The organism is Chromobacterium sp. ATCC 53434, assembly GCF_002848345.1.
Classification (GTDB): domain Bacteria; phylum Pseudomonadota; class Gammaproteobacteria; order Burkholderiales; family Chromobacteriaceae; genus Chromobacterium.
In genome coordinates this window covers 3,279,734-3,302,548 of the sequence record NZ_CP025429.1, presented here as the reverse complement: position 1 = coordinate 3,302,548, position 22,815 = coordinate 3,279,734, and the positions used below count along the sequence as shown (strand labels likewise).

Here is a 22,815-nt window from a genome sequence, read left to right as displayed (position 1 = left end):
GCCAGCCTGATTTTTACCGGCGCGCGACAAAGGGGAGTGGGGGCGCGTCGTCGATGTTTTACCTTTTTGTATGGGCTCCATCGTGGCGTCGGTGGCTATCGTCATGTTCATGCGAGCCATGCCACCTTGTCCTCCACCACCGCCACCGTCACCCCATCCAATGCCATCTTGGGCACGATCAAGCTCCCCCGCGGGCTGGCGATCAGCGCGCACGGCTCGCACACGCCGTCGACGCCGACGTTCTGCCGCACCCAGTCCGACGGCGCGCCGGTCCAGCCGCGGGCGGCGACGTCTTCGCGGGCGATGACGCGCAGCGGGAGCGCGTGGCGGGCGCAGAATGCCAACAGGCCGGCTTCGTCGGCCTTCAGGTCTATCGTCGCCGCTTCGCGCACGTCGGACAGTGGCCGGCCGGCCAAGGCTTGCCGCACGGCTTGCTCGATGGCTTCCATGCTTTTGCCGCGGCGGCAGCCGATTCCCAGCGTCAGCGGCTTGATCGCTTCTGTCGCGGTGGTGACGGCCGGGATGGCGCCGGTCAGCCGCGCCGCTTCGTAGGCAAGGTCATTCGCTCCGCCTTCGTGGCCGGACAACAGCGGGATGGCGAAGCGGGCGGCTTCGTCCATCACCACCACCGCCGGATCGCTGTATTTGCTTTGCGGCAGGCCGTCCAGATAGCGGACGGCGATGCCGCTGGCCATCACCAGCACCCAGTGGCTGTGCGCGTGGAAGGCGGCGCGGAATTGCTCGCGGCCGCTGGCGCCGGGCGCCAGCCACGGCTGGTACAGCCGGGCGTCCAGCGCCGATGCCAGCTTTTGTCCCAAGGGCAGCGCCTCGGCGCGCACCAGCCACACGGCGCGGCTCATGCCTGGTTTTCTTTCTGCAGGCTGGCCCGCTTGGTCTTGCGTTCGTCGCCATCGCGGAAGATGTGGGTGAAGCCGGCCGCGTACAGGCTGGATTCGACGCCGCCTTCGCGCGACAGCGCTTCGCCGACCAAGAGCAGCGTGGTCAGCAGCCAGTCCTTCTGTTTCACCTCGGACAGCATCTGGCCCAGCGTGGAGCGGTGGACGGACTGGTCCGGCCAGCTGGCGCGGCGCACCAGCGCCACCGGCGTATCGGGCGGGTAGTGCAGCGACAGGTCGGAGACGGTCTGCTTCAGCCGCTGGCCGGACAGGAAGATGCACATCGTCGCGCGGTGGGCGGCGAAGCTGGCGATGGACTCGGTCTCCGGCACCGCGCTGGCGCGGCCGCTAGTGCGGGTCAGGATGATGGATTGCGACACCTCGGGCCGCGTCAGCTCGCTGCCCAATGCGGCGGCGGCGGCGGTGAAGGATGACACGCCGGGAACGACTTCATAGGCGATGCCCAGCGCTTCCAGCCGGCGCATCTGCTCATTGGTGGCGCCGTAGATCGCCGGGTCGCCGGAGTGCAGCCGGGCGACGTCCTTGTCCTCGGCCTGGGCGCGGCGGTACAGCGCTTCCTGCTGGTCCAGGTTCAGCTCGGCGGTGTCGTGGATCTCCGCGTCCGGACGGCAGTGGCTCAGCATCTCGGCCGGCACCAGCGAGCCGGCGTACAGCACCATGGGCGCCGTGCCAAGCAGGCGGCTGCCGCGCAGCGTGATCAGGTCGGCGGCGCCGGGGCCGGCGCCGATGAAATACACTTTCATTTCGAAACCTCGATGGAGATGCTGCGTTGCCTGTTTCGTTTGTTGCAGGCTGGCTTATGCGCCCCCTCTCCCCAACCCCTCTCCCGCGAGGGGAGAGGGGCTGCCGATGCGTTTAAGTTCCATGAGGGGAGAGGGAGGGCGCGGCGCGGCCTGTTATCTGCTAGGGGGCTGGTGGTGGACGGCGTGGCGCTCATGAATGGCGTCTTTCTCTGGCTGTCTTGCGGATCAGCATGGTGGCGAGGTAGCCGCTGGCCTCGGCCGTCAATTGCGAGGCGTCGGCGCACAGCACTTCGCCGGGCAGGCCGATGCGGCGGGCGAAGGCGCACAGCTGGGCGATGCCCATCTCATTCAGCAGCGCCAGTACGTCGGGCAGCCGCTTGCCTATCTTCATCAGCACCACGATGTCGTGGCTGTCGATATCGGCTTGCAGCTCGGCCATGTCGTCGGGGCAGGGCAGGATCAGGATGCGTTCCTTGCCTTCTCCCAGCGGCCAGGACAGCGCCGACGCGGTGGCGGCGAAGCTGGTGACGCCGGGGAAGGTCTGCGTCTCCAGCGCCGGCAGCATTTCGCGCAGCGCCGCCAGCAGATAGCCGTAGGTGGAGTAGGTCATCGAATCGCCTATGGTCAGGTAGGCGACGTTTCGGCCGGTTTTCAATTCGGTGGCCAGTCGCTCGGCCAGCGCGCCGTAATGGCGCGACAGCGCGCCGCGGTCCGGATTCATCTCGAATTCGATCTCGCGGAAGCGGCTTTCGTCCAGTTCCAGTCCGGCCAGGCATTGGCGGGCGACGGATACTTCGCTGGACGTCGCGCGCGGCAGGTAGACGATGTCGGCCTCGCGCAGCGCGGCCAGCGCCGCCACCGGCATCAAGCCGGCCGGCCCCGGCCCTACGCCTATGCCTATGAATTTACCCGGCTTCATGCGGCCTCTCCCAGCGGGGTGCCGTCCATGCTGAACAGCCGCACCGCTACCTGCCGCACGCTGGGCACCTTGGTGGCCATCAGCGCCGCGGTGCGGCGTTCTATTTCCATCCAGTAGCCGCGCGCGTCCGGCTGGCTGCTCATGATCTGCACTACGTTCTCCACGGTATTCGCTTGCTTGATTGTTTCCACCAGCTCGGGCGCATGGCCCAGGTCGGCGGCGACGCCGGCGACGGCGTCCATCGCCATGCCGCTCTTGCCGGAGTGGGTGTCCCACACGCCGTCCAGCAGCTTGGCGATCTTGCCGGGGTGGCCCAGCACCCACAGCGTGTCGAGGATGCGGCCCTGTTCGATCAGCACCGATTCGGCGAAGTCCAGCGAGTCGCCGACGAAGTTGGCGATCTGCACCACCTGCTTTTTTTCCAGCCCCAGCGTGTCGGCGGCGTAGCCGCGGCCTATCTTGCCGGGGGTGAAGGCGATGGCAGTCGGCAACTCGCCCAGCGCCACCCGCACATAGACTTCGATCGACGCGATCCACGCCGCCTGCGACATCGGCTCGACGATGCCGCTGGTGCCCAGTATCGAGATGCCGCCGACGATGCCCAGCATAGGGTTGAAGGTGCGCTTGGCGATCTTGTCGCCGTCGACGCAGCCTATCGCCAGGTCGACGCCGGGGTCGGGCCGGCCGGCCAGCACCTCATCGACGGCCATCCGCATCATCTGCCGCGGCACCGGGTTGATCGCCGGCTCGCCGGGCGGGATGCGCAGGCCGGGCTGGGTGACCATGCCGACGCCGGCTGCGGCCAGGAAGCGCAGCGCGCCGGTGTGGTTTAGCTTCACCTCGGCGAAGATCGTCGCGCCGTCGGTGTTGTCGGGGTCGTCGCCGGCGTACTTCAGCACTTCGGCGCGCACGGTGTCTTGGTCCAGCCAGGCCACGCTCTCTACCGGCACCGCCAGGTAGAAATCCGGGTCCGGCAGGCTGATGAAGACCTCGTCGGCGTCCACGCCGTCCAGCAGCAGCATCAGCGCCGCCTTGACGGCGGCGGTGGCGCAGCTGCCGGTGGTGCGGCCGCGGCGCATGCCGTTGGGGGCCGGGGCGGCGAGGTCGTAGGGCTGGCGCACCGGGCTCATTCTTCCCGTTGCTGTTGCTGTTGCTGCTGCTGATGATGAACGTGTTCGATCGCGTCTATCATCAGCGCGTTGACCACGGTGGCCGCCCACGGCGAGCCGCCGCGGGTGCCGCGGTTGGTGATGCGCGGCACTTGCAGCAGCGCGCGCAGTTCCTCCTTGCATTCGCGGGTGCCGACGAAGCCCACCGGCAGGCCGACGACCAGCTGCGGCCGCCAGCCGTGATCGCGCACCAGCCGCACCACTTCGCGGATGGCGGTCGGCGCGTCGCCTATCGCCACCACGCAGTCGTTGCCGAACTTCTGCCACGCCCGGCGGATGCCGGCGGCGGAGCGGGTGATGCCGCTGGCCTCGGCCAAGAGCCGGGTTTCCTCGTCGTGCACGCCGCACCAGGTTTCCACTTCCAGCTGGCGTAGCACCTCGCGTTTGAGGCCGGTTTCCACCATGGTGACGTCAGTGACCACGCGGCGGCAGCGCAGCAGCGCGCGCATGCCGGTTTCGCAGGCGCCGGCCGAGAAGAACAGATCGTCGACGCTCGCGAAGTCGCCGGTGGTGTGCACCAGCCGCATCAGCGCGGTGCGCTGCTCGGCCGGGAAGGCCGACCAGTCTCGGCCTTCGGCTATGATGCGCATGCTTTCCGCTTCTATCGGATGCGGGGTGTAGCGTTTCCAGGCCGGCGGCTGATTGGCGGCAGGCTCGCGTTCCAGCAGGCCGCGCACCTTGCCGTGGTGGCCGCGCTGCGGCTCGCCCACCTGCTGCTCGAAGCCGACGATCTGCACCCGGTACTTGCACAGCGCACAGTTCATCGCCGCGCGGCCTTCCACGCCTTCCTGCGCCCGTTCCAGGAACACCTCGGCCACTTGCGGGTCCGGGCCCAGGTAGCCGGCGCTCAGCACCTCGATTTCCGGATGGCGCGCCGCCAGGTCCGCCGCCGCGCCGTAAATGCGCTTGACCAGCACGCCGTCGAACAGGAAGTAGGGCAGCACCACGATGCGGCGGTAGCCGAGCATGGCGGCGGCGCGCAGGCCGTCGGCCACCAGCGGCTTGGCGGTGCCGGAATAGCAGACGAAGGACGCGGCGAAGCCCAGGCCTTCCTCCAGCATGCGCGCGAGCTTGGAGATTTCGGAATTGGCGTCCGGGTCCGAGGTGCCGCGGCCGACGACGACCAGACAGGCGTCGTTGCGCGAGATGGTGTGCGGCGACGCGGCCTCGGCCTCGACGATGCGCTGGCGGCACAGCGCCAGCAGCCGCGGATGAAGGTCCAGCGCCGCGCCGAAGTGAAAGGCTACGCCCGGATGCGCCTGCTGCAGCGCCAACAGCTCGCTGGGCATGTCGTTCTTGGCGTGGGTAGCGGCCAAGAGCACGCCGGGCACCATCACCACGGAGCGGGCGCCAGCGGCCAGCACCTGGTCCACCGCCTCGTCTATGGTCGGGCGGGCGAACTCCAGAAAGCCGTGGGCGATGCGGCGCTCGCCGGCGCGCGCCTTCAGCGCGTCCACCAGCTGCATGAACTCGTTCACCCCGTCCGGGTCCCGGCTGCCGTGTCCGGCGAGCACGATGGCGTAGTCTTGCTGGCTCATTTGTGGGTCGGCTCGATCTGGCTGTTCATCGGCGCGAGCGTGCGGATCAGCATGATGCTCATGTCGGAGAAGCGCTGCTCTGCGCACTCGGCCAGCGTGCCGCGCCATTCCGCCTCGTTGCGGGTCAGGTTTTCCCATACCTCCACCGGCTGGCCGGCCGGGATGCCGTTTTCCAGCAGATAGGCGGCGATGTGCCAGGGCATGAAGGAGCGCGCCTCGTCCCACGGGCAGGGGATCACGATGGCGTTGCGGCCGTCTTGCAGCACGTGAACCAGGTGGCGCTTGAACGGGGTCAGGTCGCCGCGGCGGTGGAAGGTGATGAAGCTGGTCTCGTCGAAGCACACCTTGCCGCGCGAAGCCAGGATCTGCGCCGACGAGATGCCGGGTATCGTTTCCACAGCGTGGCCGCAGGCGCGCTCCACCCGCTCCAGGTACTGGAAGCCGCTGAAGTGGATGTCGCCCATGAACACCACCACGCACTTTTTGCCGGCGCGGTGGCGCTCGGCGACGATGTCCAGCTGGGCCACCTGGTCGCGGTAGCCCATCTGGATCACTTCGGCGCTGTCGGGGATCAGCGGGCGGACCACGTCCACCACTGCGTTGAAGCCGGCCACCACGTCGGCCTCGCGTATCAGTTGGGCCGAGCGCTGAGGCAGGTAGCCGATGTCGCCGGGGCCGGCGCCTATGCAGATGATCATGCGAGTTCTTTCCTTGTTTCGTTGGCGGCGGACGGGCTACAGGACGCCAGCGCCACCGTGGCGCCGATGACGATCAGCGCCGGGCTATGTATCCCGGCCGCGCGCATGTCTTGTTCCAGCGCGCCCAGCGTGCTCAGCACCTGGCGCTGCTGCGGCAGCGTGCCGTTTTCTATCGCCGCCGCCGGGGTGTCGGGTTTCAGGCCGTGGCGCAGCAGCTCGGCGCGGATCAAGGGCAGCCGCTTGACGCCCATATAGATCACCAGCGTCATGCCGCTTTGCGCCAGCGCCTGCCAGTTGGGCTCGTCGCCGTCCTGGTGCGGGTGGCCGGAGACGAAGGTCACGCCGTGGACGAAATGGCGGTGGGTCAGCGGGATGCCCAGCGTGGCCGGCACCGCCAGACCGGCGCTGAGGCCGTTGACGATCTCCACCTCGATGCCGGCCGTTTGCAGCGTCAGCATTTCCTCGCCGCCGCGGCCGAAGACGAAGGGGTCGCCGCCCTTGAGGCGCGCCACGGTCCTGCCGGCCCGCGCTTCGTCTATCATCCGCTGCTCGATGGCGGCCTGCGGCGTAGACGGGCAGCCGCCGCGCTTGCCGACCGGCACGATTTCGGCGTCCGGCCGCAACATCGTTCGGATGTCCGGATGCACCAGATCGTCGACCAGCGCCACATCGGCCAGCCGCAGGCAGCGCGCGGCCTTCAGCGTCAGCATGTCCAGGTCGCCGGGGCCGGCGCCTATCAGGTAAACCTTGCCCGTCATCTCAGCGGCCCAGTCTTTGTTGAATCGTCAATGTCAGCTGCTCGCCGGTCAGGGCGTCGCAAGCCAGGTATTCCGCGCCCAGCGCCTCGGCCAGCTCGCGGGCGCGGCCCAGGCGGACGAAGTCCTGCTCGGTGTCCAGCACCAGGGCCGGCGCGCCGGCCAGCTGGCCTGCCAGGTCCAGCGCCTGCCGCCACGGGTCGCCGTCGCCGTCCAGCGCCACATTGGCGCGGCCGTCGCTGAGGATGACCAGCAGCGGCGCCGGGCCGCCGAGCTGGCGGGACAGCGTGTCGGCGGCCAGCGCCAGCGCGTGGGCTAGCGGCGTGCGGCCGCCGGTGGGCAGTTCGCGCAGCGCGGCTTCGGCCTGCTCGACGCGGTTGCACGGCGGCAGCAGCAGTTCTGCCTGCTGGCCGCGGAAGGCGATCAGCGCCACCTGGTCGCGGCGGCGGTAGGCGTCTTCCAGCAGGCTCAGCACCGTGCCCTTGACCTGCTCCATCCGCTGGCGGGCGGCCATCGATCCCGAGGCGTCGACGACCAGCAGGATCAGGTTGCCCTGCTTGGCGACGCGCACCTTGTCGTGCAGGTCGGCGCGGGTGACGGCGAAGTGGTCCGGATCGCGCAAGATCGCGTGGCGCAGCGTGGCGTCCACCGCCAGCTGGGCCGGCTGCGGATTGGCCTCGGCGCGCACGTAATGGCCGCGCTGGCGGCTGGCGCCGTCGCTGCGGCGGCCGGCCGCGTCGCCGGACGACGGCGCCTGGACGCGGATGCGGGCGATGTCGCCGGCAGGCGCGGCGGCGAAGATTTGTTCCGAACCATGACCGGCAGGATTCGGCTCCTGCTCGCCGTTGGCGTCCGGCGGCGGCTGGGTGTGATCCTGTTCCTGCGGAGAAGGAGGCGGGGGCGGATTGGACGCCTGCCGCGTCATCTGCTCCAGCTTGTCCTGGTCCAGCCCGCTTTGTTCGAACGGCTTGCGGCGGCGGCGGTGCGGCAGCACCAGCCGGGCGGCGTCGCGGATGTCTTCGGCGCTGGCGTCGGCGCGGCCGTCCAGCGCGGCCAGCGCGCGCGCGGCCTTGTTCAGCACGATGTCGGCGCGCAGGCTGCTGACGTCGAATTCGCAGCACAGCTCGCTGACGAAGTGGAACAGGCTATCGCTGAGCCGGGTTTGCGGCAGCAGCGCGCGGGCGGCGGCGATGTTTTCGCGCAGCGCCTCGCTGTCGGTCTGCCATTGGGCGGCGAAGCCGGCCGGATCGGCCTCGAAGGCCAGGCGGCGGCGCACCACCTCGGCGCGCAGGGCGGGTTCGCGCGGCGCGACCACGTCCACCATCAGGCCGAAGCGGTCCAGCAATTGCGGCCGCAGATCGCCTTCCTCCTGGTTCATGGTGCCGAGCAGCGTCACCCGCGCCGGGTGGCTGACCGCCAGGCCCTCGCGCTCGACGGTGTTGACGCCCATCGCGGCGGCGTCCAGCAGCACGTCCACCAGATGGTCGGCCAGCAGATTCACTTCGTCGATGTAGAGCATGCCGCGGTGGGCGGCGGCCAACAGGCCGGGCTTGAATGCCTGCTTGCCGCCCTGCAGCGCTTTTTCGAAGTCCAGGCTGCCCAGCACGCGGTCCTCGGTGGCGCCCAGCGGCAGATTGATGAAGGGCACCGGGCCGTCATGCAGCGCGCGCGCGTCGCCGGAGCACACCGGGCACAGCGGCAGCGGATGGTCGGGCTCGCAGTTGTAGCCGCAGCCGGTCGCCCGGCGTATGGCCGGCAGCACAGCGGCCAGGCCGCGGGCGGCGGTGCTCTTGGCGCTGCCCTTGTCGCCGCGCACCAGCACGCCGCCGACCGTCGGGTCGACGGCGCAGATCAGCAGCGCCTGCTTCAGTTGTTCCTGGCCGACGATGGCGGCGAACGGGTAAATCGGGCTCATGCTTTGTTTTCTCCGCGCGCTTCCAGCAGCGCTTCGCTATCCAGGTGCAGCTGGCGCAAGGCGGCCAGCGTGTCCGGGTCCGGCTCCGCCCACAGCTGGCGCTGCGCGGCTTCCAGCAGGCGGTCGGTGATGGCGTTCAGCGCCCACGGGTTGCTGTCGGCGAAGAACTGCTGCATCGCTGGGTCCAGCGCGTAGCTTTGCGCCAGTTGTTCATAGACCCAGTCGTCCACCACCTGGGCGGTGGCGTCGTAGCCGAACAGGTAATCGACGGTGGCAGTCAGCTCCAGCGCGCCCTTGTAGCCGTGCTTCTGGATGCCGGCTATCCACTTCGGGTTGGCCACCCGCGAGCGGAACACGCGCAGCACTTCCTCCTTCAGGCCGCGTACCGCCGGCAGCTCCGGATTGTGGCTGTCGCCGAAGAAGGCGCGCGGCTGGCGGCCGCTGAGGCTGCGTATCGTCGCGATCATCCCGCCGTGGTATTGCAGGTAGTCGTCGCTGTCGAAGATGTCGTGCTCGCGGTTGTCCTGGTTGTGCAACGCCACTTCCACGTCAGCCAGCCGGTGGCGCAGCGCGTCGCGGGCGTCGGCGCCGTTGGCCTCGCGGCCGTAGGCGTAGCCGCCCCAGTTGACGTAGGCGGTGGCGAAGTCGGCGTCGTTCTGCCAGTTCTGCTCGTTGATCAGCGGCAGGATGCCGGCGCCGTAGCTGCCCGGTTTGGCGCCGAACACGCGGTACAGCGACTGCGCGTCGGCGTCGGGCAGCGCGCCCAGCAACTCGTTCTTCAGGTCGGCCAGGTAGTGCTTGCGCAGGAAGTTTTGCTCCACCGGCTCGTCCAGCCGCGCCACCGTGTGCACCGCCTCGTCCACCAGTGAAATCAGGTGGGGGAAGGCATCGCGGAAGAAGCCGCTGATGCGCACGGTGACGTCGATGCGCGGCCGGCCCAGTTCGGCCAGGGGAATGATTTCCAGGCCCTGCACCCGGCGGCTTTCCTGCTGCCAGCGCGGCTTGACGCCCAGCAGCGACAGGATTTCGGCGATGTCGTCGCCGTGGGTGCGCATCGCGCTGGTGCCCCACACGCTGATGGCGACCGATTCCGGATACTGGCCGGTTTCCTTCAGGTGGCGCGCCAGCATCTCGCGCGCCAGGCCGTCGCCTATGCGCCAGGCGGCGTTGGACGGCAGGCTGCGCGGGTCCACCGAGTAGAAATTGCGGCCGGTGGGCAGGATGTGGGCCATGCCGCGCGTCGGCGCGCCGCTGGGGCCTGCCGGCACGTAGCCGCCTTCCAGGCCGCGCAGCAGATTGTCTATCTCCTCGGCGGTGCGGGCGAGCTTGGAGCAAAGCTCGACGCAGACGAAGTGCAGCACCCGCTCCAGATCGGCGTTCGGTTCGATGCCGGGCAGGATGGCAGCCGTCGCGGCCGGGATGGCGGCGGCGTTGTAGCCGCGCGCGGCCAGATCGGCGATCAGCGAGCGCGACAGCTTCAGCACCGCGTCGTGCGCGTCGGCGCGGGTGACCAGCGCCTGGCCGGTCAGACGGGCCAATTCAATCGGCGCGTCGCTCAGCCGCTTGCCCTGATCCTGCTGCCACAGCGGCCAGTCGCCGCCGCATGCCGACGCCACGCTGGCGGACAGGCCGGGGATGCCCAGATTGGGCAAGCGGGTCAGCGCCAGCAGCATGTCGATCAGCGCCTCGCCCTGCGGCGCGTTGCCGAGCACGTGCAGGCCGTCGCGGATTTGCGCCGCGCCCAGCTCGCACAGATAGCCGTCTATGTCCTCGATCAGGTGGGCGACGTCGACGCCGTCCATCTTGGCCAGGCTCAAGGGCACGCCGTCTTCGTTCAGCGTGTCGTCCCAGTCGTGGTCATGATCGTGGTGGTCGTGGCTGTGGCCGTGATGGTCGTGATGGTGATCATGGTGATGGTCGTGATCGCCATGGTGGTGGTGTCCATGGTCGTGATGATGATGCCCATGGTCGTGGCCGTGCGCGGCCTTGGCCGGGCGGTATTTCGCCGCCGCGGCGGCTGGTTTGGCAACCATTGCCGGTTTGGCCGCCTGCGGCCGGTACTTGCCGTGGACGGCGGCGGGCGGGTGCTGATGGCCATGATCATGATCGTGGTGATGCTCGTGCTCATGCCCGTGATCGTGGTCATGATCATGGTCATGGTCATGGTCGTGCTTCAGCATCGCCGCCAAGTCGGTGTCGAGCTTGGCCTCCTTGATCAGGTCCCAGATCTGCTGCTGCAGCAGCGGCAGCTTGTTCGGGTCCAACAGCTCCACCTGGTAGTACTCGTCCACCAACTGGGTCAGCTGCGCCAGCGGGCCGTAGCTGTCGGCGGTGGTCATCGTCGGCGTCAGGTGGTCGATGATGACCGCGTGGCCGCGGCGTTTGGCCTGCGAGCCTTCGCCCGGATCGTTGACGATGAAGGGGTAGAACAGCGGCATGTCGCCCAAGAGCGCGTCCGGGAAGCAGTTCTGCGACAGGCCCACGCCCTTGCCCGGCAGCCATTCCAGCGTGCCGTGCTTGCCGACGTGGACGATGGCGTCGGCCCGCCAGTCGTCGCGCAGCCAGCGGTACAGCGCGTAGTAGTGGTGGGTGGGCGGCAGGTCCGGCGTGTGGTAGATGGCGTCCGGGTCCATGCCGTAGCCGCGTGGCGGCTGCAGCGCGACGAAGACATTGCCGTAATCGAGGCCGGAAAACACCAGCTCGTCGCCGTCGACGTAGGCGCCGCCCGGCGGCTGGCCCCAGCGTTGCAGCATCTTGTCGCGCAGAGCGTCAGGCAGCTCGTTGAACCAGGCTTGATAACGCTTGGCCGGCACGCGGGCGGCGGCGTTTCTCATCTGCTCGGCGCTCAGGTAGTCCTGATCGTAGGCGCCGCGGTCTATCAGCTCGTGCATCAGCGCGTCGCTGTCAGGCGGCAGCGTGTCCATCCGGTAGCCGCGGCCTTGCATGCCGCGCAGCATCGAGTATAGAGACGCGGGGGAATCCAGGCCCACCGCATTGCCTATCTGCGAGGCCTTGCTGTTGGAGTTGGTGAAGATGAAGGCGATGCGCTTGTCGGTATTGGGCACATGGCGCAGCCGCGCCAGCCGCGCGGCGATGCCGGCCAGCCGGCGGGCGCGGTCCGGCAGCGGCGCGTATTGCTCGGCCTGGCCAGGCTGGTCGATCATGGCCGGCTGCTTGAAGCTTAGCGGCACGCCGATGATGCGGCCGTCGAACTCCGGCAGCGCCACGTTCATCGCGGTGTCCAGCGGGTTGAAGCCGCGGTCGGAGGCTTCCCACTGCTCGCGGGTCATGCTGCTGGTGATGGCCTGCAGCACCGGCAGGTCCAGCCGGTCCGACGCCTCCACCGCCCAGCCGGGCTGGGTGGGGCCGTCGTTGTTGATGTCGCCCATCGCGAACGAGGTGGTGTTGATCAGCAGGGACACCTGGGCGCGCGGGTCGGCCAGCAGCGCCAATGCCGCCGGCAGGCCGCCCTGGTCTATGGTCCGCAAGGACGAGGTGAACACCGGCAGCGCGTTGACGCCGCGCTCGGCCAGGCAATCCACCAGCAGGTCGATGAAGCGGGTGTTGCCGGACAGCCAGTGGGCGCGGTAGAAGCACAGGCCGACGGTGGGCCAGTCCGGATCGCGGATTTCAAGCCAATCTTCCAGCGAGCACGGCGCGGCCAGCTCCGGGTGGTAGACGCCGTGCTCCGGCAGCGGCAGCGGGCTTTGGTAGCCGAAGCCGGTCAGCAGCAGTCTATCGGCCAGGCAGCGCATCATCTCGCCCAGGTTGGCGCTGCCGCCGGCCTGAAGGTAAGCATGGACATCCTGCTGCAGCGACACCGGCGCGCTGCACAGCGCCTGCAGTTCCGGGTCCGGCTCGCCGGTGCCGCTGACGACGATGACGGCGGCCTGCAAGCGGCGGGCGTGGGCCAGCAGCCGCTCCAGTCCTGGTATCGCGTCGGCGCGGCCCAGCACGCGCAGCACGATGGCGCGGACATCGGCCAACTGGCCGTCCAGCAGCGCCCGCATCGCGGTCTCGTCGGCGATGCCTTGCAGCGAAATGCCGGCGACAACGGGGAAATCTTCGGGCCAGCGCGCGCGCGACAACGCGGCGAGGTCGGTGCCGGCGTGGCTCAATAGTGCGATTTCGGCGCTCATGCCTGGGTCTCCGGTGAGATGTCGCCGATGCCGGTCTTGTGGAATACCAGTTCCTCGACCGGAACGCCGTCCCGCAAGTGCTGGCAGACGATGCGCTCGATGTCGGCCTCGCTGACCTTGCGGTACCAGACGCCGTCCGGGTAGACCACCATCACCGGGCCTTCCTTGCACACGGCGAAGCAGTGGCTGCGGGTGCGCTTGGCGCGCAGGCCTTCGCAGGCGTCTATGGTGCGGCCCAGGTGCAGGAACATCGCCTCCGAGCCCTGGCCGTCCGGCGTGCAGCGCGGACCGGTGCACATCAGCACGTGTTTGTCGTGGGTTCTCATCGCGCCTCCGGCGTCAGTTGGTCGAAACGCTTCCATTTGTAGATGCCGGCGGAGGCGAGCCAGGTGAACAGGAAGACGGCGACGACGAAGTAGCCGAAGTGGGCCAGGTCGTCGTTCAGCGCGGCGATCCAGTCCCAGAAAGCGCCGGTCAGCTGCAGCTTGTCGGCCAGCAGGCCCAGGCCTTCCAGCCCGCCGATGCCGACGGCGACGACGACGGAGACGAAGGTGATGGTCAGGTTGTACCAGAGCTTGCGCACCGGATTGACGAAGGCCCAGCCATAGACTTCCACCATCATCATGCTGTCCAGCGTGTCCACCAGCGCCATGCCGGCGGCGAACAGCACCGGGAACACCATGATGTGCCACAGCGCCACGCCGTGGGCGCTTTGCGAGGTGGCGATGGCGAACAGGCCGATTTCGGTGGCGGTGTCGAAGCCCAGGCCGAACAGGAAACCGATGGGCAGCATATGCCAGCTCTTGCCCACGATCTTGAACAAGGGCTTCAGCAGGCGGGCGATCAGGCCGCGCTTGTTCAACAGCAGGTCCAGCTGCTCGTCGCAGATGGCTTCGCCGGCGCGGGCGCGGCGGAAAGCGCCCCACACCGCGCGCAAGGACGACAGATTGATCAGCGCCAGCGTCAGCAGGAAGAAGGCCGACACGCTGGTGCCGATGACGCTGCCTGTCTCTTTGAAACCGGTGACGCGGCTTTGCAGCGCGCTGGCGGCGAACACGATGACGGCGACAGCGATGACGACCACCGCCGAGTGGCCCAGCGAAAAGAACAGGCCCACCGCGGACGGCCGGCGGCCTTCCTGCATCAGTTTGCGCACGGTGTTGTCGATGGCGGCGATGTGGTCGGCGTCCACCGCGTGGCGCAGGCCGAACAGATAGGCGAGCAGCGCGGTGGCGAGCTGGGCCGGATGATCGGCGAAGGCGGCGAACGCCCAGGCCCAGGCCAAGAGATTGGCCAGGATCAAGCCTGACAGGATGGGCGCGTGGCGCGCCAGACGGCGGCCGGCGCTCGGCGCGGTGGATGGATGCATGGTGCCCTCGGAGACGATACTCGTCGCGCAAGCGAGGGCACAGTCAGCCGGTCTTCCATGGACGGCGCATGTGCGTATCCCCCGGTACACCCCGCCCGGCTTCTGCTTGCGTCGACACGTATGACGGCCGGTCTCCTGGCTCGCGCGTCGTCGTCCGGCGCCGCCTTCCCGGTTATGTTGAAACCAGTGGCGTCGGGCGCGGACTCTGCGCTTACAGTTGCGGGGGCAGCCGCGGTCTTGCACCGCGTTCCCGTTTCACCCGCTTGCGGGCACCGTCATGATCGGGACCGATGATACGTGACAACGCCGATGCTGTGAACCGCGCGCCACAGTTGCAGGGCGCGGATCGGGGGCCGGCGGGGGCATGGGCCGGCGCGCCGTTTCGCGCGAGGAGGGCGGTATGGCGCCGGTCGTCGGAAACGAGGCGCGTATCGGAGTCGGGGGTCTCTGCCTGCCGTCGAATGACGATTTTTGGCAGGGAGTGCCCGCGGCGGCGCGGGCCTTCGAATCAGGCAAGCGGAGAATCTTTTTACGGACTTTACATTCCACTAATATTACAATAGCATATGTAATTATTTTATCATACTAATGTGGAATTATTCGTTCAATTGAGTTGCATGCTTGGCGATCACCGCCGGATTTTTTCCCACCGTTCTCGGATAAGGGGCTGTACATGTCGACAAAAACAAACGAGCCCTTGGGCCCGCCGATTGCCAGCAAACACGAGCTGGTCGAGTGGTTCGCCGCTGGCGAAAAGCCCCGCGAGCGCTGGCTCATCGGCACCGAGCACGAGAAGTTTCCGTTTCGCTGCGATGATCTGAGCAGCGTGCCCTATGAGGGCCCGGCGGGCATTGGCCGCCTGATGGAGCTGCTGGCCCAGCGATTTGACTGGACGCCGATAAACGAGAACGGCAAGGTCATCGCGCTGAGCAGGCCCGGCTCTCTCGCGATGGTGTCGCTGGAGCCTGGCGGGCAGTTCGAGCTGTCGGGCGCGCCGATGCGGACCCTGCACGAGACCCGGACCGAGCTGACGGCGCACCTGGATGAGGTGCGGACCGTGGCTGAGGGCCTGGGCATGCGGTTCTCCGGCCTGGGCTTTGCGCCAAGCTGGCGGCTGGACGAGGTCGCCTCTATGCCCAAGCAGCGTTACGCCATCATGCGCAGGTATATGCAGCAGGTCGGCACGCGCGGGCTGGACATGATGTATCGCACCGCCACCGTCCAGGTCAACCTGGACTTCGCCACCGAGGCCGACATGGTGAAGAAGATGCGCGTGGCCATGGCTCTGCAGCCGGTGGTCTCCGCGCTCTTCGTCAACTCGCCGTTCCGGGAGAAGGCGCCGACCGGGATGCTGTCCAACCGCTGCCATACCTGGCTGGACACCGATTCGGCCCGTTGCGGCGTGCCCGCGTTCGTGTTTGAGTCCGGCATGGGCTACGAACGCTACGCCGACTATGCGCTCGACGTGCCGATGTACTTTGTCTATCGGGACGGCAAGTATATCGATGTCGCCGGCGAGTCGTTCCGCGACTTCCTGCAGGGGCGCCTGCCCCAGTTGCCGGGGGAGTTGCCGCGGCTTTCCGATTGGGCCGATCACCTCAGCACGCTGTTTCCCGAAGTGCGCCTGAAGCGCTATCTCGAGATGCGGGGCGCCGATGCCGGCGGTCCGGATCATCTGTGCGCCTTGCCGGCGTTGTGGGTCGGCCTGCTGTACGACACCGCGGCCCTCGACGCCTGCTGGGATCTGGTCAAGGCGGTGCCGCACGAAGAGATAGAGGAGGCGCGTCGGTGCGTTCCCGCCGAGGGCCTGCGCGCGCCGTTCGGCAAGCGCATGGTGCTCGACGTCGCGCGCGAGATACTTGAGCTGGCGCACGGAGCCTTGCGTCGCCGCAAGTTGCTTGACGAGCATGGGCGGGACGAGACGATGTACCTGCGCAGCGCTGAGCAGGCGGCGACCACTGGCCTGACCCCGGCCGAGGTATTGCTGCGCCGTTGTCAGAAGGAATGGAACGGCGACGCCGGGCGAGCGCTGCAAGACACCGCGCTGTGACGGGTCTTTCCGGGCCCGCTCAGCCGGCGGCGTGCCGCCGCCAGTCCGTCAGCGCCTGCTCCAGCCGCACCCAGTCGGCGTCGGCCCTGGGCAGGCCGAAGCGCAGGCTGGGTATGGCCTCGAAGTAGCGGGTCAGGATGCCGCGGCCGGCCAGGTAGCGGTGCAGCGGCAGACTGGCGTCGCCGGGGGTCCACTGAAACAGCTCGCAGCCGCCGGCCGGGGCCAGTTCGTGCCGCTCCAGGCAGCGTTGCAGTCGCGCGCTGTCGCGTTGCAGCTTGGTTTTCATCGCCTGCTGCCAGACGGTGTCGCGCAGCGCCAGCTTCACCGCCTCGCGCGCCGGGCCGGCCACGGTCCATGGCCCCAACTCCTCGGCCAGCGCCCGCAGCAGCGCCGGCCAGCCGAACACGAAGCCGGCGCGCGCGCCGGCCAGGCCGAAGAACTTGCCGACCGAGCGCAGCACGATCAGGCCCGGCTTGCCGGCGTGCGGCAGCATGCTGTTCTGCGGCGACGCGTCCAGAAAAGCCTCGTCCACCACCAGCCAGCCGCCGCGCGCGGCCAGCCGTTGCCGCCAGCCCTCCAGCAGCGCCGGGTCGAAGCGGTCGCCGGTCGGGTTGTTGGGATTGCACAGCAGCACCACGTCCAGCTGGTCGATGCCGGCCGCCAGCTGATCCGGCGACAGGCGGAACAGCTGGTGGCCGCGTTGTTGCCAGTGGTACGGATGTTCGGCGTAGCACAGGGTCAGCATGCCGACGCGGCACGGCGCGCGCAGCCGCGGCAGCAGCTGTATGGCCGGCTGAGAACCGGCCACGGCCAGCAGCTTGCCGCTGCCGTAATATTCCGCCGCCGCCGCCTCCAGCCCGTCGTCGTTCTGCGGCAGCCGCAGCCAGCTGTCGGCCGACAGCGGCGGCACCGGCCAGCCGTTGGGATTGACGCCGGTGGACAGGTCTAGCCAGTCGCCGGCCGGGATGCCGTATTCCGCCGCGGCCCGCAGCAGGCTGCCTCCGTGTTCAAGCATGAATCGCTCCGATCAAGATGGCCGACGTCAGCGACAGGCCGGCCCACAGCCACATGCCGCGCTTGACCAGCCGCACCGCGCGGCCGATGTCCTCGTGCGTGGGGGTGGGACCGCAACCGAGCGGCGGACGTTCCTTCCACTGGCCGTGATAGCGCGCGCCGCCGCCCAGGCTGACGCCCAGCGCGCCGGCGCCGGCCGCCATCACCGGACCGGCGTTGGGGCTGTACCAGGTTGGCGCCTGAGTCCGCCAGCAGCGCCAGCCGTCGGCGGCATGGCCCAGCAGCAGATAGGTGAAGGCGGTCAAGCGCGCCGGGAGGTAGTTCAAAACGTCGTCGAAACGCGCGGCGGCCCAGCCGAAGTGCAGATAGCGATCGTTCTTGTAGCCCCACATCGCGTCCAGCGTGTTGGCCAGCCGGTACAGCACCGCGCCGGGCGCGCCAAGGACCAGGAACCAGAACAGCGCGGCGAAGACGGCGTCGCTGCCGTTCTCCAGCACCGACTCGATGGCCGCGCGGGCGACGCCGGCCTCGTCGAGCTCGCTGGTGTCGCGGCTGACGATCCAGCCGACGCGTTCGCGGGCCAGGGCCAGATCGCCGTCGGCCAGCGCTTTTCGCACCACCTCGGCGTGCTGGGCCAGGCTCTGCGCGCCGACGGCCAGGTACAGCAGGACGATGGGAACGATGGCGCCCAGCCACGGCGGTTTCGCCAGTGCCCAGGCCAGCAGGGCGAAAGGCAGGATCAGCAGCGAGATGGCGGCCGCGCCGCGCAGCCGAATCCGCCAGACCGGCTCAGCTTCCGGCGCTGACGGGTAGGCCAGCCGCTCCACGGCCTTGACCAGCCGGCCGAAGCCGACCAAGGGGTGCCAGCGCGGGGGTTCGCCCAGCAGGCGGTCCATCAGCAGCGCCAGCGGCAGAAACAGTGCGGAATTCAACGGACAGCCCTATATAATGGCCGGCCGCCGCTGGTGAATATCCAATGCGCAAGCCGATTGCGCGCCGGACGGCCGGAATGAATCAAGCCGCCATTCTAAGCGTTGTCAGCCAGCTATGCGCAGGGAGATCGCCATGACCGCCAAGACCATCATGATCCAGGGCGCCACGTCCGACGCCGGCAAGAGCGCGCTGGCCACCGGCCTGTGCCGGCTTTTGGCCCGGCGCGGCATTCGCGTGGCGCCGTTCAAGCCGCAGAACATGGCGCTGAACAGCGCGGTGACCGCCGACGGCGGCGAGATCGGCCGCTCGCAGGCGGTGCAGGCGCAGGCCTGCGGCGTGGAGCCGCACACCGACATGAACCCGGTGCTGCTGAAGCCCAACAGCCATACCGGCTCGCAGGTCATCATCCAGGGCCGCGCGATCGGAAACATGGAGGCGCGCGGCTACCACGGCTACAAGCCCATCGCGATGCAGGCGGTGCTGGCGTCGCACGCCAGGCTGGCCGAACAGTACCAGTGCATCGTCGCCGAGGGCGCCGGCAGTCCGGCCGAGATCAATCTGCGCGACGGCGATATCGCCAATATGGGTTTCGCCGAGGCGGTGGACTGCCCGGTGATCCTGGTGGCCGACATCGAGCGCGGCGGCGTGTTCGCCCATCTGGCCGGCACGCTGGCGCTGTTGTCCGAATCGGAGCGCGCCCGGGTGGTGGGTCTGGTGATCAACCGCTTCCGCGGCGATCCGTCCCTGCTGAAGGCCGGCGTCGACTGGCTGGAGCAACACACCAGCAAGCCGGTGCTCGGCGTGCTGCCCTATCTGTACGACCTGCACCTGGAGGCCGAGGACAGCATGGGCCTGGACAAGCCGGGCGGCGCTGAGGGCGGCGGCGACAAGCTGCGGGTGGTCGCGCCGGCCGCGCCGCGCGTCAGCAACCACACCGACTTCGACCCGCTGCGCCTGCATCCGCAGGTGGACTTCACGCTGGTGCGAGCCGGCCAGGCCATTCCGCCGGCCGACCTGATCGTGCTGCCCGGCAGCAAGAGCGTGTTGGCCGATCTGGCCTGGCTGCGCGCCCAGGGATGGGAAGAGGCGATACGCCGCCATCTGCGCTACGGCGGCAAGGTGCTGGGCATCTGCGGCGGCCTGCAGATGCTGGGGCGCAGGCTGCACGATCCGGACGGACTGGAAGGCGAGCCGGGCAGCGGCGACGGTCTCTCATGGCTGGACATGGAAACCACGCTGGAGTCGGAAAAGCGGCTGACGCGGATGCGCGGCCGGCTGACGCTTGACGACGCCGAGGCCGCCGGCTACGAAATCCACATGGGCGTCAGCGCCGGGCCCGCCTTGGCCAGGCCCGCGGTGCGCTTCGACGATGGCGCCGTCGACGGCGCGCGTTCGGACGACGACCAGATATTCGCCACCTATCTGCACGGCGTGTTCGACGAGCCGGCCGCCTGCCAGGCCATCCTGCGCTGGGCGGGGCTGGCGGCGCCGGAGGCGCTGGACTACCCGGCGCTGCGCGAGGCCAATATCGACAAGCTGGCCGACATGCTGGAGAAGCATCTGGATCTGGAGCCGATCCGGCGCTGGCTGCCTTAGCGTCTGTCCACGATATTGCGAGTCAGGGCGGCGCCTCAGGCCTCCGCCGCGATCGCCGCCAGTAGCGTCTCGGCCAGCTCCGGTCGGCAGATCAGCAGGTCCGGCATCTTCACATCCGCCTGGTTGAACACGCAGGGCGAGCCATCTATCCGCGACGCGTAGAGGCCGGCCGCCAGCGCGACGCCGGCCGGCGCGCAGATGTCCCACTCGTTCATGCCGCCGGCGTGCAGATAGGCGTGGGCCTCGCCGCGCAGCACCGCCATCGCCTTGGCACCGGCCGATCCCATGCCTATCAGTTCCGCGCCCAGCCGCGCGGCGACGCGTTCGGCCAGCGCCGGCGGCCGGCTGCGGCTGACCAGAATCTTCAGCGGGCCCGGCGGGGGCGGCGCCAGCGTGGCGGACGGGGTGCAGAACAGCTCGCCGCGCGCCGGCAGCGCGACGGCGCAGGCGGCCGGCAGGCCGTCCACCGCCAGCGCCACGTGCACGGCCCAGTCGCTGCGGTCGCGGTCGCGCTCGCTGTATTCGCGTGTGCCGTCCAGCGGGTCGATGATCCAGACCCGGCGCTTGTCCAGCCGGGCCGGGTCGGGCGCAGACTCCTCCGACAGCACGCCGTCGTCCGGCCGCGCCGCGCGCAGCAGGTCGGCGATCAGCGCGTCGGAGCGGGCGTCGGCCAGCGCGCCCAGCGCCTTGTCGCCGGCGGCCTGGCCGAGGCGCAGGCCGTTCAGCAGCTCGCCGGCGGCGGCGGCGAGATCGGCGGCAAGCTGGTGGTCATCTGGCATGGTTGAATCCGGCGCAATGGACATGATGCAGTGATACACCGGATCGGCGCGCGCGGCAATGGCGGGCCGGGCCGGGTTTGACGGTCGGCAAGGCGGGCGCGGCCTAGAAATACTCGACGCCGGCTTGCGGCAGCGTGTCCGGGCGATGAAGCAGGAAGGCTTCCACCTCGGCCGCCGGCAACGGCTTGCACAGCAGATAGCCTTGCACCACGTCGACATGGATGCTGGTCAGGAAGGTTAGCTGCTCGGCGGTTTCCACGCCCTCGGCCACCACTTGCAGGCCCATGCGGTGGGCCAGGTAGGCGATGGTGTCGCACAGCGCCGTGTCTTTCTCGTCGCTGCTGATATTGCGTATGAACGATTGATCTATCTTCAGCGTGTCTACCGGGAAACGGGTCAGATAGGCCAGCGAGGAATGGCCGGTGCCGAAGTCGTCTATCGAGCTGTGTATGCCCATCGCGCGGAACTGCTCCATCATCCGTATCGATTGCTGCGGCGACAGCATCGTGAACGATTCGGTGATTTCCAGCTCCAGGCAGTGCGGCGGCACGCCGGCGTCCTTCAGCACGCCGGCGACGAAGTCCGGCAGCTCGTGGTCGGTGAACTGCGCGACGCTCAGATTGACCGCCATCCTAAGCTCGCCGCCGCAGCCCTTGTCCCGCCAGCGGCGCAGCTGGGCGCAGGCCTCGCGCAGCACCCAGCGGCCCAGCGGCAGGATCAGGCCGGACTGCTCGGCCAGCGGAATGAACTGCATAGGCGAAATCATGCCCTTGTCCGGATGCCGCCAGCGCACCAGCGCCTCGACGCCGACCGCCCGTCCGCTGGCCAGCTCGATCTGCGGCTGGTAGTGCAGCACCAGCTGGCCGCCGTCTATCGCCTGGCGCAGCTCCTTTTCCAGTTCGATGCGCTCGCGCATCTGCTGGCCCAGCGCCGCCTCGTATACCTGGATGCGGCGCGCGCCGCGCTGCTTGGCCTGATAGACCGCCATGTCGGCGTTGCGTAGCAGCTCCTGGCCGTTTTCGCCGTGTTCCGGACCCAGGCTGACGCCTATGCTGGCGGCGATGTTCAGCATCATTTCGTCGACGGCGAACGGCTCGGCGACGGCGTCCAGCACCTTGCCGGCCACTTCATCGGCCTCGTCGCGGCCGCCGACGGCGCTGAGCAGCAGCGCGAACTCTATGCCTAGCCGCGCCACATGGCCGCGCGGGCCGGCCAGCCGCTGCAGCCGCTCGGCCACGCTGCACAGCAGCAGGTCGCCGATGCGGTTGCCGTAGACGTCGTTGATGAATTTGAAATCGCCGAGGTCGATCAACAGCAGCGCGAAGGCCGGTTGCTCCACCTCGCGGTTGATGCCGTACAGCGAATCCAGCTGCTCCAGCAGGCCGCTTTGGTTGTAGAGGCCGGTCAGCGTGTCGAAATAGGCCAGGCGGTTGATCTTCTCCTGCGCGGCGATGCGCGAGGAAATGTCGATATAGCTGACGCGCAGCAGGTGTCCGGCCTCGCTCGGCAGCATGGCCAGCCGGACCTCGCACGGCACGGTGCCGCCGTCGGGGCGCAGTATGATGCGCTCGAACAGCTGGATCTCGCCCTTCATCGCGCGTGAGACGTGCATGCGCACGCTTTCCGCGGTGGGCAGGCCGTCCGGCTGCTCCTTGTCGTACAGCTCTATCGGCGTCATGCCCGTCAGCGCCGACAGCGGCCGGCCGGTCAGCTGCTCGGCCTGGCGATTGGCGTCGACGAAGCGGCCGCTGTCCAGGTCATACACCATGATGGCTTCCGGCGCCTGCTCCATCAGCGCGCGGAAGCGCTGCTCGCTGAACCGCAGCGATTCGGTCTTTTCCTCGACCAGCTTGCTCAGCCGCTTTTTCAGCCGGGCCAGGTCCAGATGGGTATTGACGCGCGCCAACAGCTCGCTGCGCTCGAACGGTTTGGCGATGAAGTCCACCGCGCCGGCGGCGAAGCCCTGGACCTTGGTCTCGGTATCGGCGATCACACTGAGGAAGAGCACCGGGATGTCGCGGGTGCGCGGGTTCAGCTTCAGTTCGCGGCAGACGGCGATGCCGTCCATGTCCGGCAGGCTGAAATCCAGCAGGATCAGATCCGGCGGATGCTTGGCCGCCCTCTCCAGGGTTTCGGAGCCGCTCTGGGCGGAACTGACTTGGTAACCCTGGGTGGATAGCAGAGCCAGCAGCATCATCATCGTGGTCATGGTGTCGTCGACCACCAGAATGTCGCTATGTACCGGCATTCGGCTCCTCCTTGCCCGGGGCATTCCCGTAGC

At 68.6% G+C, this 22,815-nt stretch carries 17 protein-coding genes and 1 riboswitch; of the genes, 2 read left to right on the top strand and 15 right to left on the bottom strand.

The window, feature by feature from the left end:
- Nucleotides 1–107 precede the first annotated feature (107 nt).
- The 11 genes from CXB49_RS14700 to CXB49_RS14650 form a co-directional block, all read right to left on the bottom strand.
- Nucleotides 108–860, bottom strand: coding sequence for a cobalamin biosynthesis protein (locus tag CXB49_RS14700; protein ID WP_101709104.1), 753 nt, complete (start codon nucleotides 858–860; stop codon nucleotides 108–110).
- Nucleotides 857–1,660, bottom strand: a complete 804-nt coding sequence (gene cobM / locus CXB49_RS14695; protein ID WP_101709103.1) for a precorrin-4 C(11)-methyltransferase — start codon at nucleotides 1,658–1,660, stop codon at nucleotides 857–859. Before cobM ends, CXB49_RS14700 begins: the two co-directional genes overlap by 4 nt.
- A gap of 190 nt (nucleotides 1,661–1,850) precedes the next feature.
- On the bottom strand, nucleotides 1,851–2,579 hold the full coding sequence (gene cobI / locus CXB49_RS14690; protein WP_101709102.1) for a precorrin-2 C(20)-methyltransferase: 729 nt from the start codon (nucleotides 2,577–2,579) through the stop codon (nucleotides 1,851–1,853).
- Nucleotides 2,576–3,709 carry a cobalt-precorrin-5B (C(1))-methyltransferase CbiD gene (gene cbiD, locus CXB49_RS14685; RefSeq protein WP_101709101.1) on the bottom strand — a complete coding sequence of 378 codons (1,134 nt, stop codon included), beginning with the start codon at nucleotides 3,707–3,709 and terminating at the stop codon, nucleotides 2,576–2,578. The genes cobI and cbiD overlap by 4 nt, the downstream gene beginning before the upstream one ends.
- Complete coding sequence (locus tag CXB49_RS14680) at nucleotides 3,706–5,286, bottom strand: precorrin-8X methylmutase (RefSeq protein WP_101709100.1); 1,581 nt, start codon at nucleotides 5,284–5,286, stop codon at nucleotides 3,706–3,708. The genes cbiD and CXB49_RS14680 overlap by 4 nt, the downstream gene beginning before the upstream one ends.
- On the bottom strand, nucleotides 5,283–5,984 hold the full coding sequence (locus tag CXB49_RS14675; protein ID WP_101709099.1) for a cobalt-precorrin-7 (C(5))-methyltransferase: 702 nt from the start codon (nucleotides 5,982–5,984) through the stop codon (nucleotides 5,283–5,285). Before CXB49_RS14675 ends, CXB49_RS14680 begins: the two co-directional genes overlap by 4 nt.
- On the bottom strand, nucleotides 5,981–6,742 hold the full coding sequence (gene cobA, locus CXB49_RS14670; RefSeq protein WP_101709098.1) for a uroporphyrinogen-III C-methyltransferase: 762 nt from the start codon (nucleotides 6,740–6,742) through the stop codon (nucleotides 5,981–5,983). The genes CXB49_RS14675 and cobA overlap by 4 nt, the downstream gene beginning before the upstream one ends.
- 1 nt (nucleotide 6,743) lies before the next feature.
- The gene (locus tag CXB49_RS14665) at nucleotides 6,744–8,654 is read right to left on the bottom strand and encodes a putative cobaltochelatase (protein WP_101709097.1); all 1,911 of its coding nucleotides are present in this window, start codon (nucleotides 8,652–8,654) and stop codon (nucleotides 6,744–6,746) included.
- Complete coding sequence (locus CXB49_RS14660) at nucleotides 8,651–12,793, bottom strand: cobaltochelatase subunit CobN (RefSeq protein WP_101709096.1); 4,143 nt, start codon at nucleotides 12,791–12,793, stop codon at nucleotides 8,651–8,653. Before CXB49_RS14660 ends, CXB49_RS14665 begins: the two co-directional genes overlap by 4 nt.
- Nucleotides 12,790–13,119: a ferredoxin gene (locus CXB49_RS14655; RefSeq protein ID WP_101709095.1), complete on the bottom strand. Its 330-nt coding sequence runs from the start codon at nucleotides 13,117–13,119 to the stop codon at nucleotides 12,790–12,792. The genes CXB49_RS14660 and CXB49_RS14655 overlap by 4 nt, the downstream gene beginning before the upstream one ends.
- The gene (locus tag CXB49_RS14650) at nucleotides 13,116–14,162 is read right to left on the bottom strand and encodes a HoxN/HupN/NixA family nickel/cobalt transporter (protein WP_101709094.1); all 1,047 of its coding nucleotides are present in this window, start codon (nucleotides 14,160–14,162) and stop codon (nucleotides 13,116–13,118) included. The genes CXB49_RS14655 and CXB49_RS14650 overlap by 4 nt, the downstream gene beginning before the upstream one ends.
- A gap of 107 nt (nucleotides 14,163–14,269) precedes the next feature.
- A riboswitch (cobalamin riboswitch) is annotated at nucleotides 14,270–14,454 on the bottom strand.
- A 381-nt stretch (nucleotides 14,455–14,835) separates the two neighbouring features.
- Here CXB49_RS14650 and CXB49_RS14645 point away from each other — a divergent pair.
- Nucleotides 14,836–16,212, top strand: coding sequence for a glutamate--cysteine ligase (locus tag CXB49_RS14645; protein ID WP_101709093.1), 1,377 nt, complete (start codon nucleotides 14,836–14,838; stop codon nucleotides 16,210–16,212).
- 19 nt (nucleotides 16,213–16,231) lie between these two features.
- Here CXB49_RS14645 and cobD read toward each other — a convergent pair whose 3' ends face one another.
- Both cobD and cbiB read right to left on the bottom strand, forming a co-directional pair.
- Nucleotides 16,232–17,227, bottom strand: coding sequence for a threonine-phosphate decarboxylase CobD (cobD, locus tag CXB49_RS14640; RefSeq protein ID WP_101709092.1), 996 nt, complete (start codon nucleotides 17,225–17,227; stop codon nucleotides 16,232–16,234).
- Complete coding sequence (gene cbiB / locus CXB49_RS14635) at nucleotides 17,220–18,158, bottom strand: adenosylcobinamide-phosphate synthase CbiB (protein ID WP_101709091.1); 939 nt, start codon at nucleotides 18,156–18,158, stop codon at nucleotides 17,220–17,222. The genes cobD and cbiB overlap by 8 nt, the downstream gene beginning before the upstream one ends.
- 133 nt (nucleotides 18,159–18,291) lie before the next feature.
- Between cbiB and CXB49_RS14630 the strand changes: the two genes are divergently transcribed.
- Nucleotides 18,292–19,755 (top strand): cobyric acid synthase, encoded by a 1,464-nt coding sequence (locus tag CXB49_RS14630; protein WP_101710724.1) that lies wholly within the window; start codon nucleotides 18,292–18,294, stop codon nucleotides 19,753–19,755.
- Nucleotides 19,756–19,790: 35 nt separating this feature from the next.
- Here CXB49_RS14630 and CXB49_RS14625 read toward each other — a convergent pair whose 3' ends face one another.
- Together CXB49_RS14625 and CXB49_RS14620 are read right to left on the bottom strand one after the other, a co-directional pair.
- Nucleotides 19,791–20,534, bottom strand: coding sequence for a 3'(2'),5'-bisphosphate nucleotidase CysQ (locus tag CXB49_RS14625; protein ID WP_101709090.1), 744 nt, complete (start codon nucleotides 20,532–20,534; stop codon nucleotides 19,791–19,793).
- 103 nt (nucleotides 20,535–20,637) lie between these two features.
- On the bottom strand, nucleotides 20,638–22,782 hold the full coding sequence (locus CXB49_RS14620) for a bifunctional diguanylate cyclase/phosphodiesterase (protein ID WP_158300878.1): 2,145 nt from the start codon (nucleotides 22,780–22,782) through the stop codon (nucleotides 20,638–20,640).
- Nucleotides 22,783–22,815: the final 33 nt, after the last annotated feature.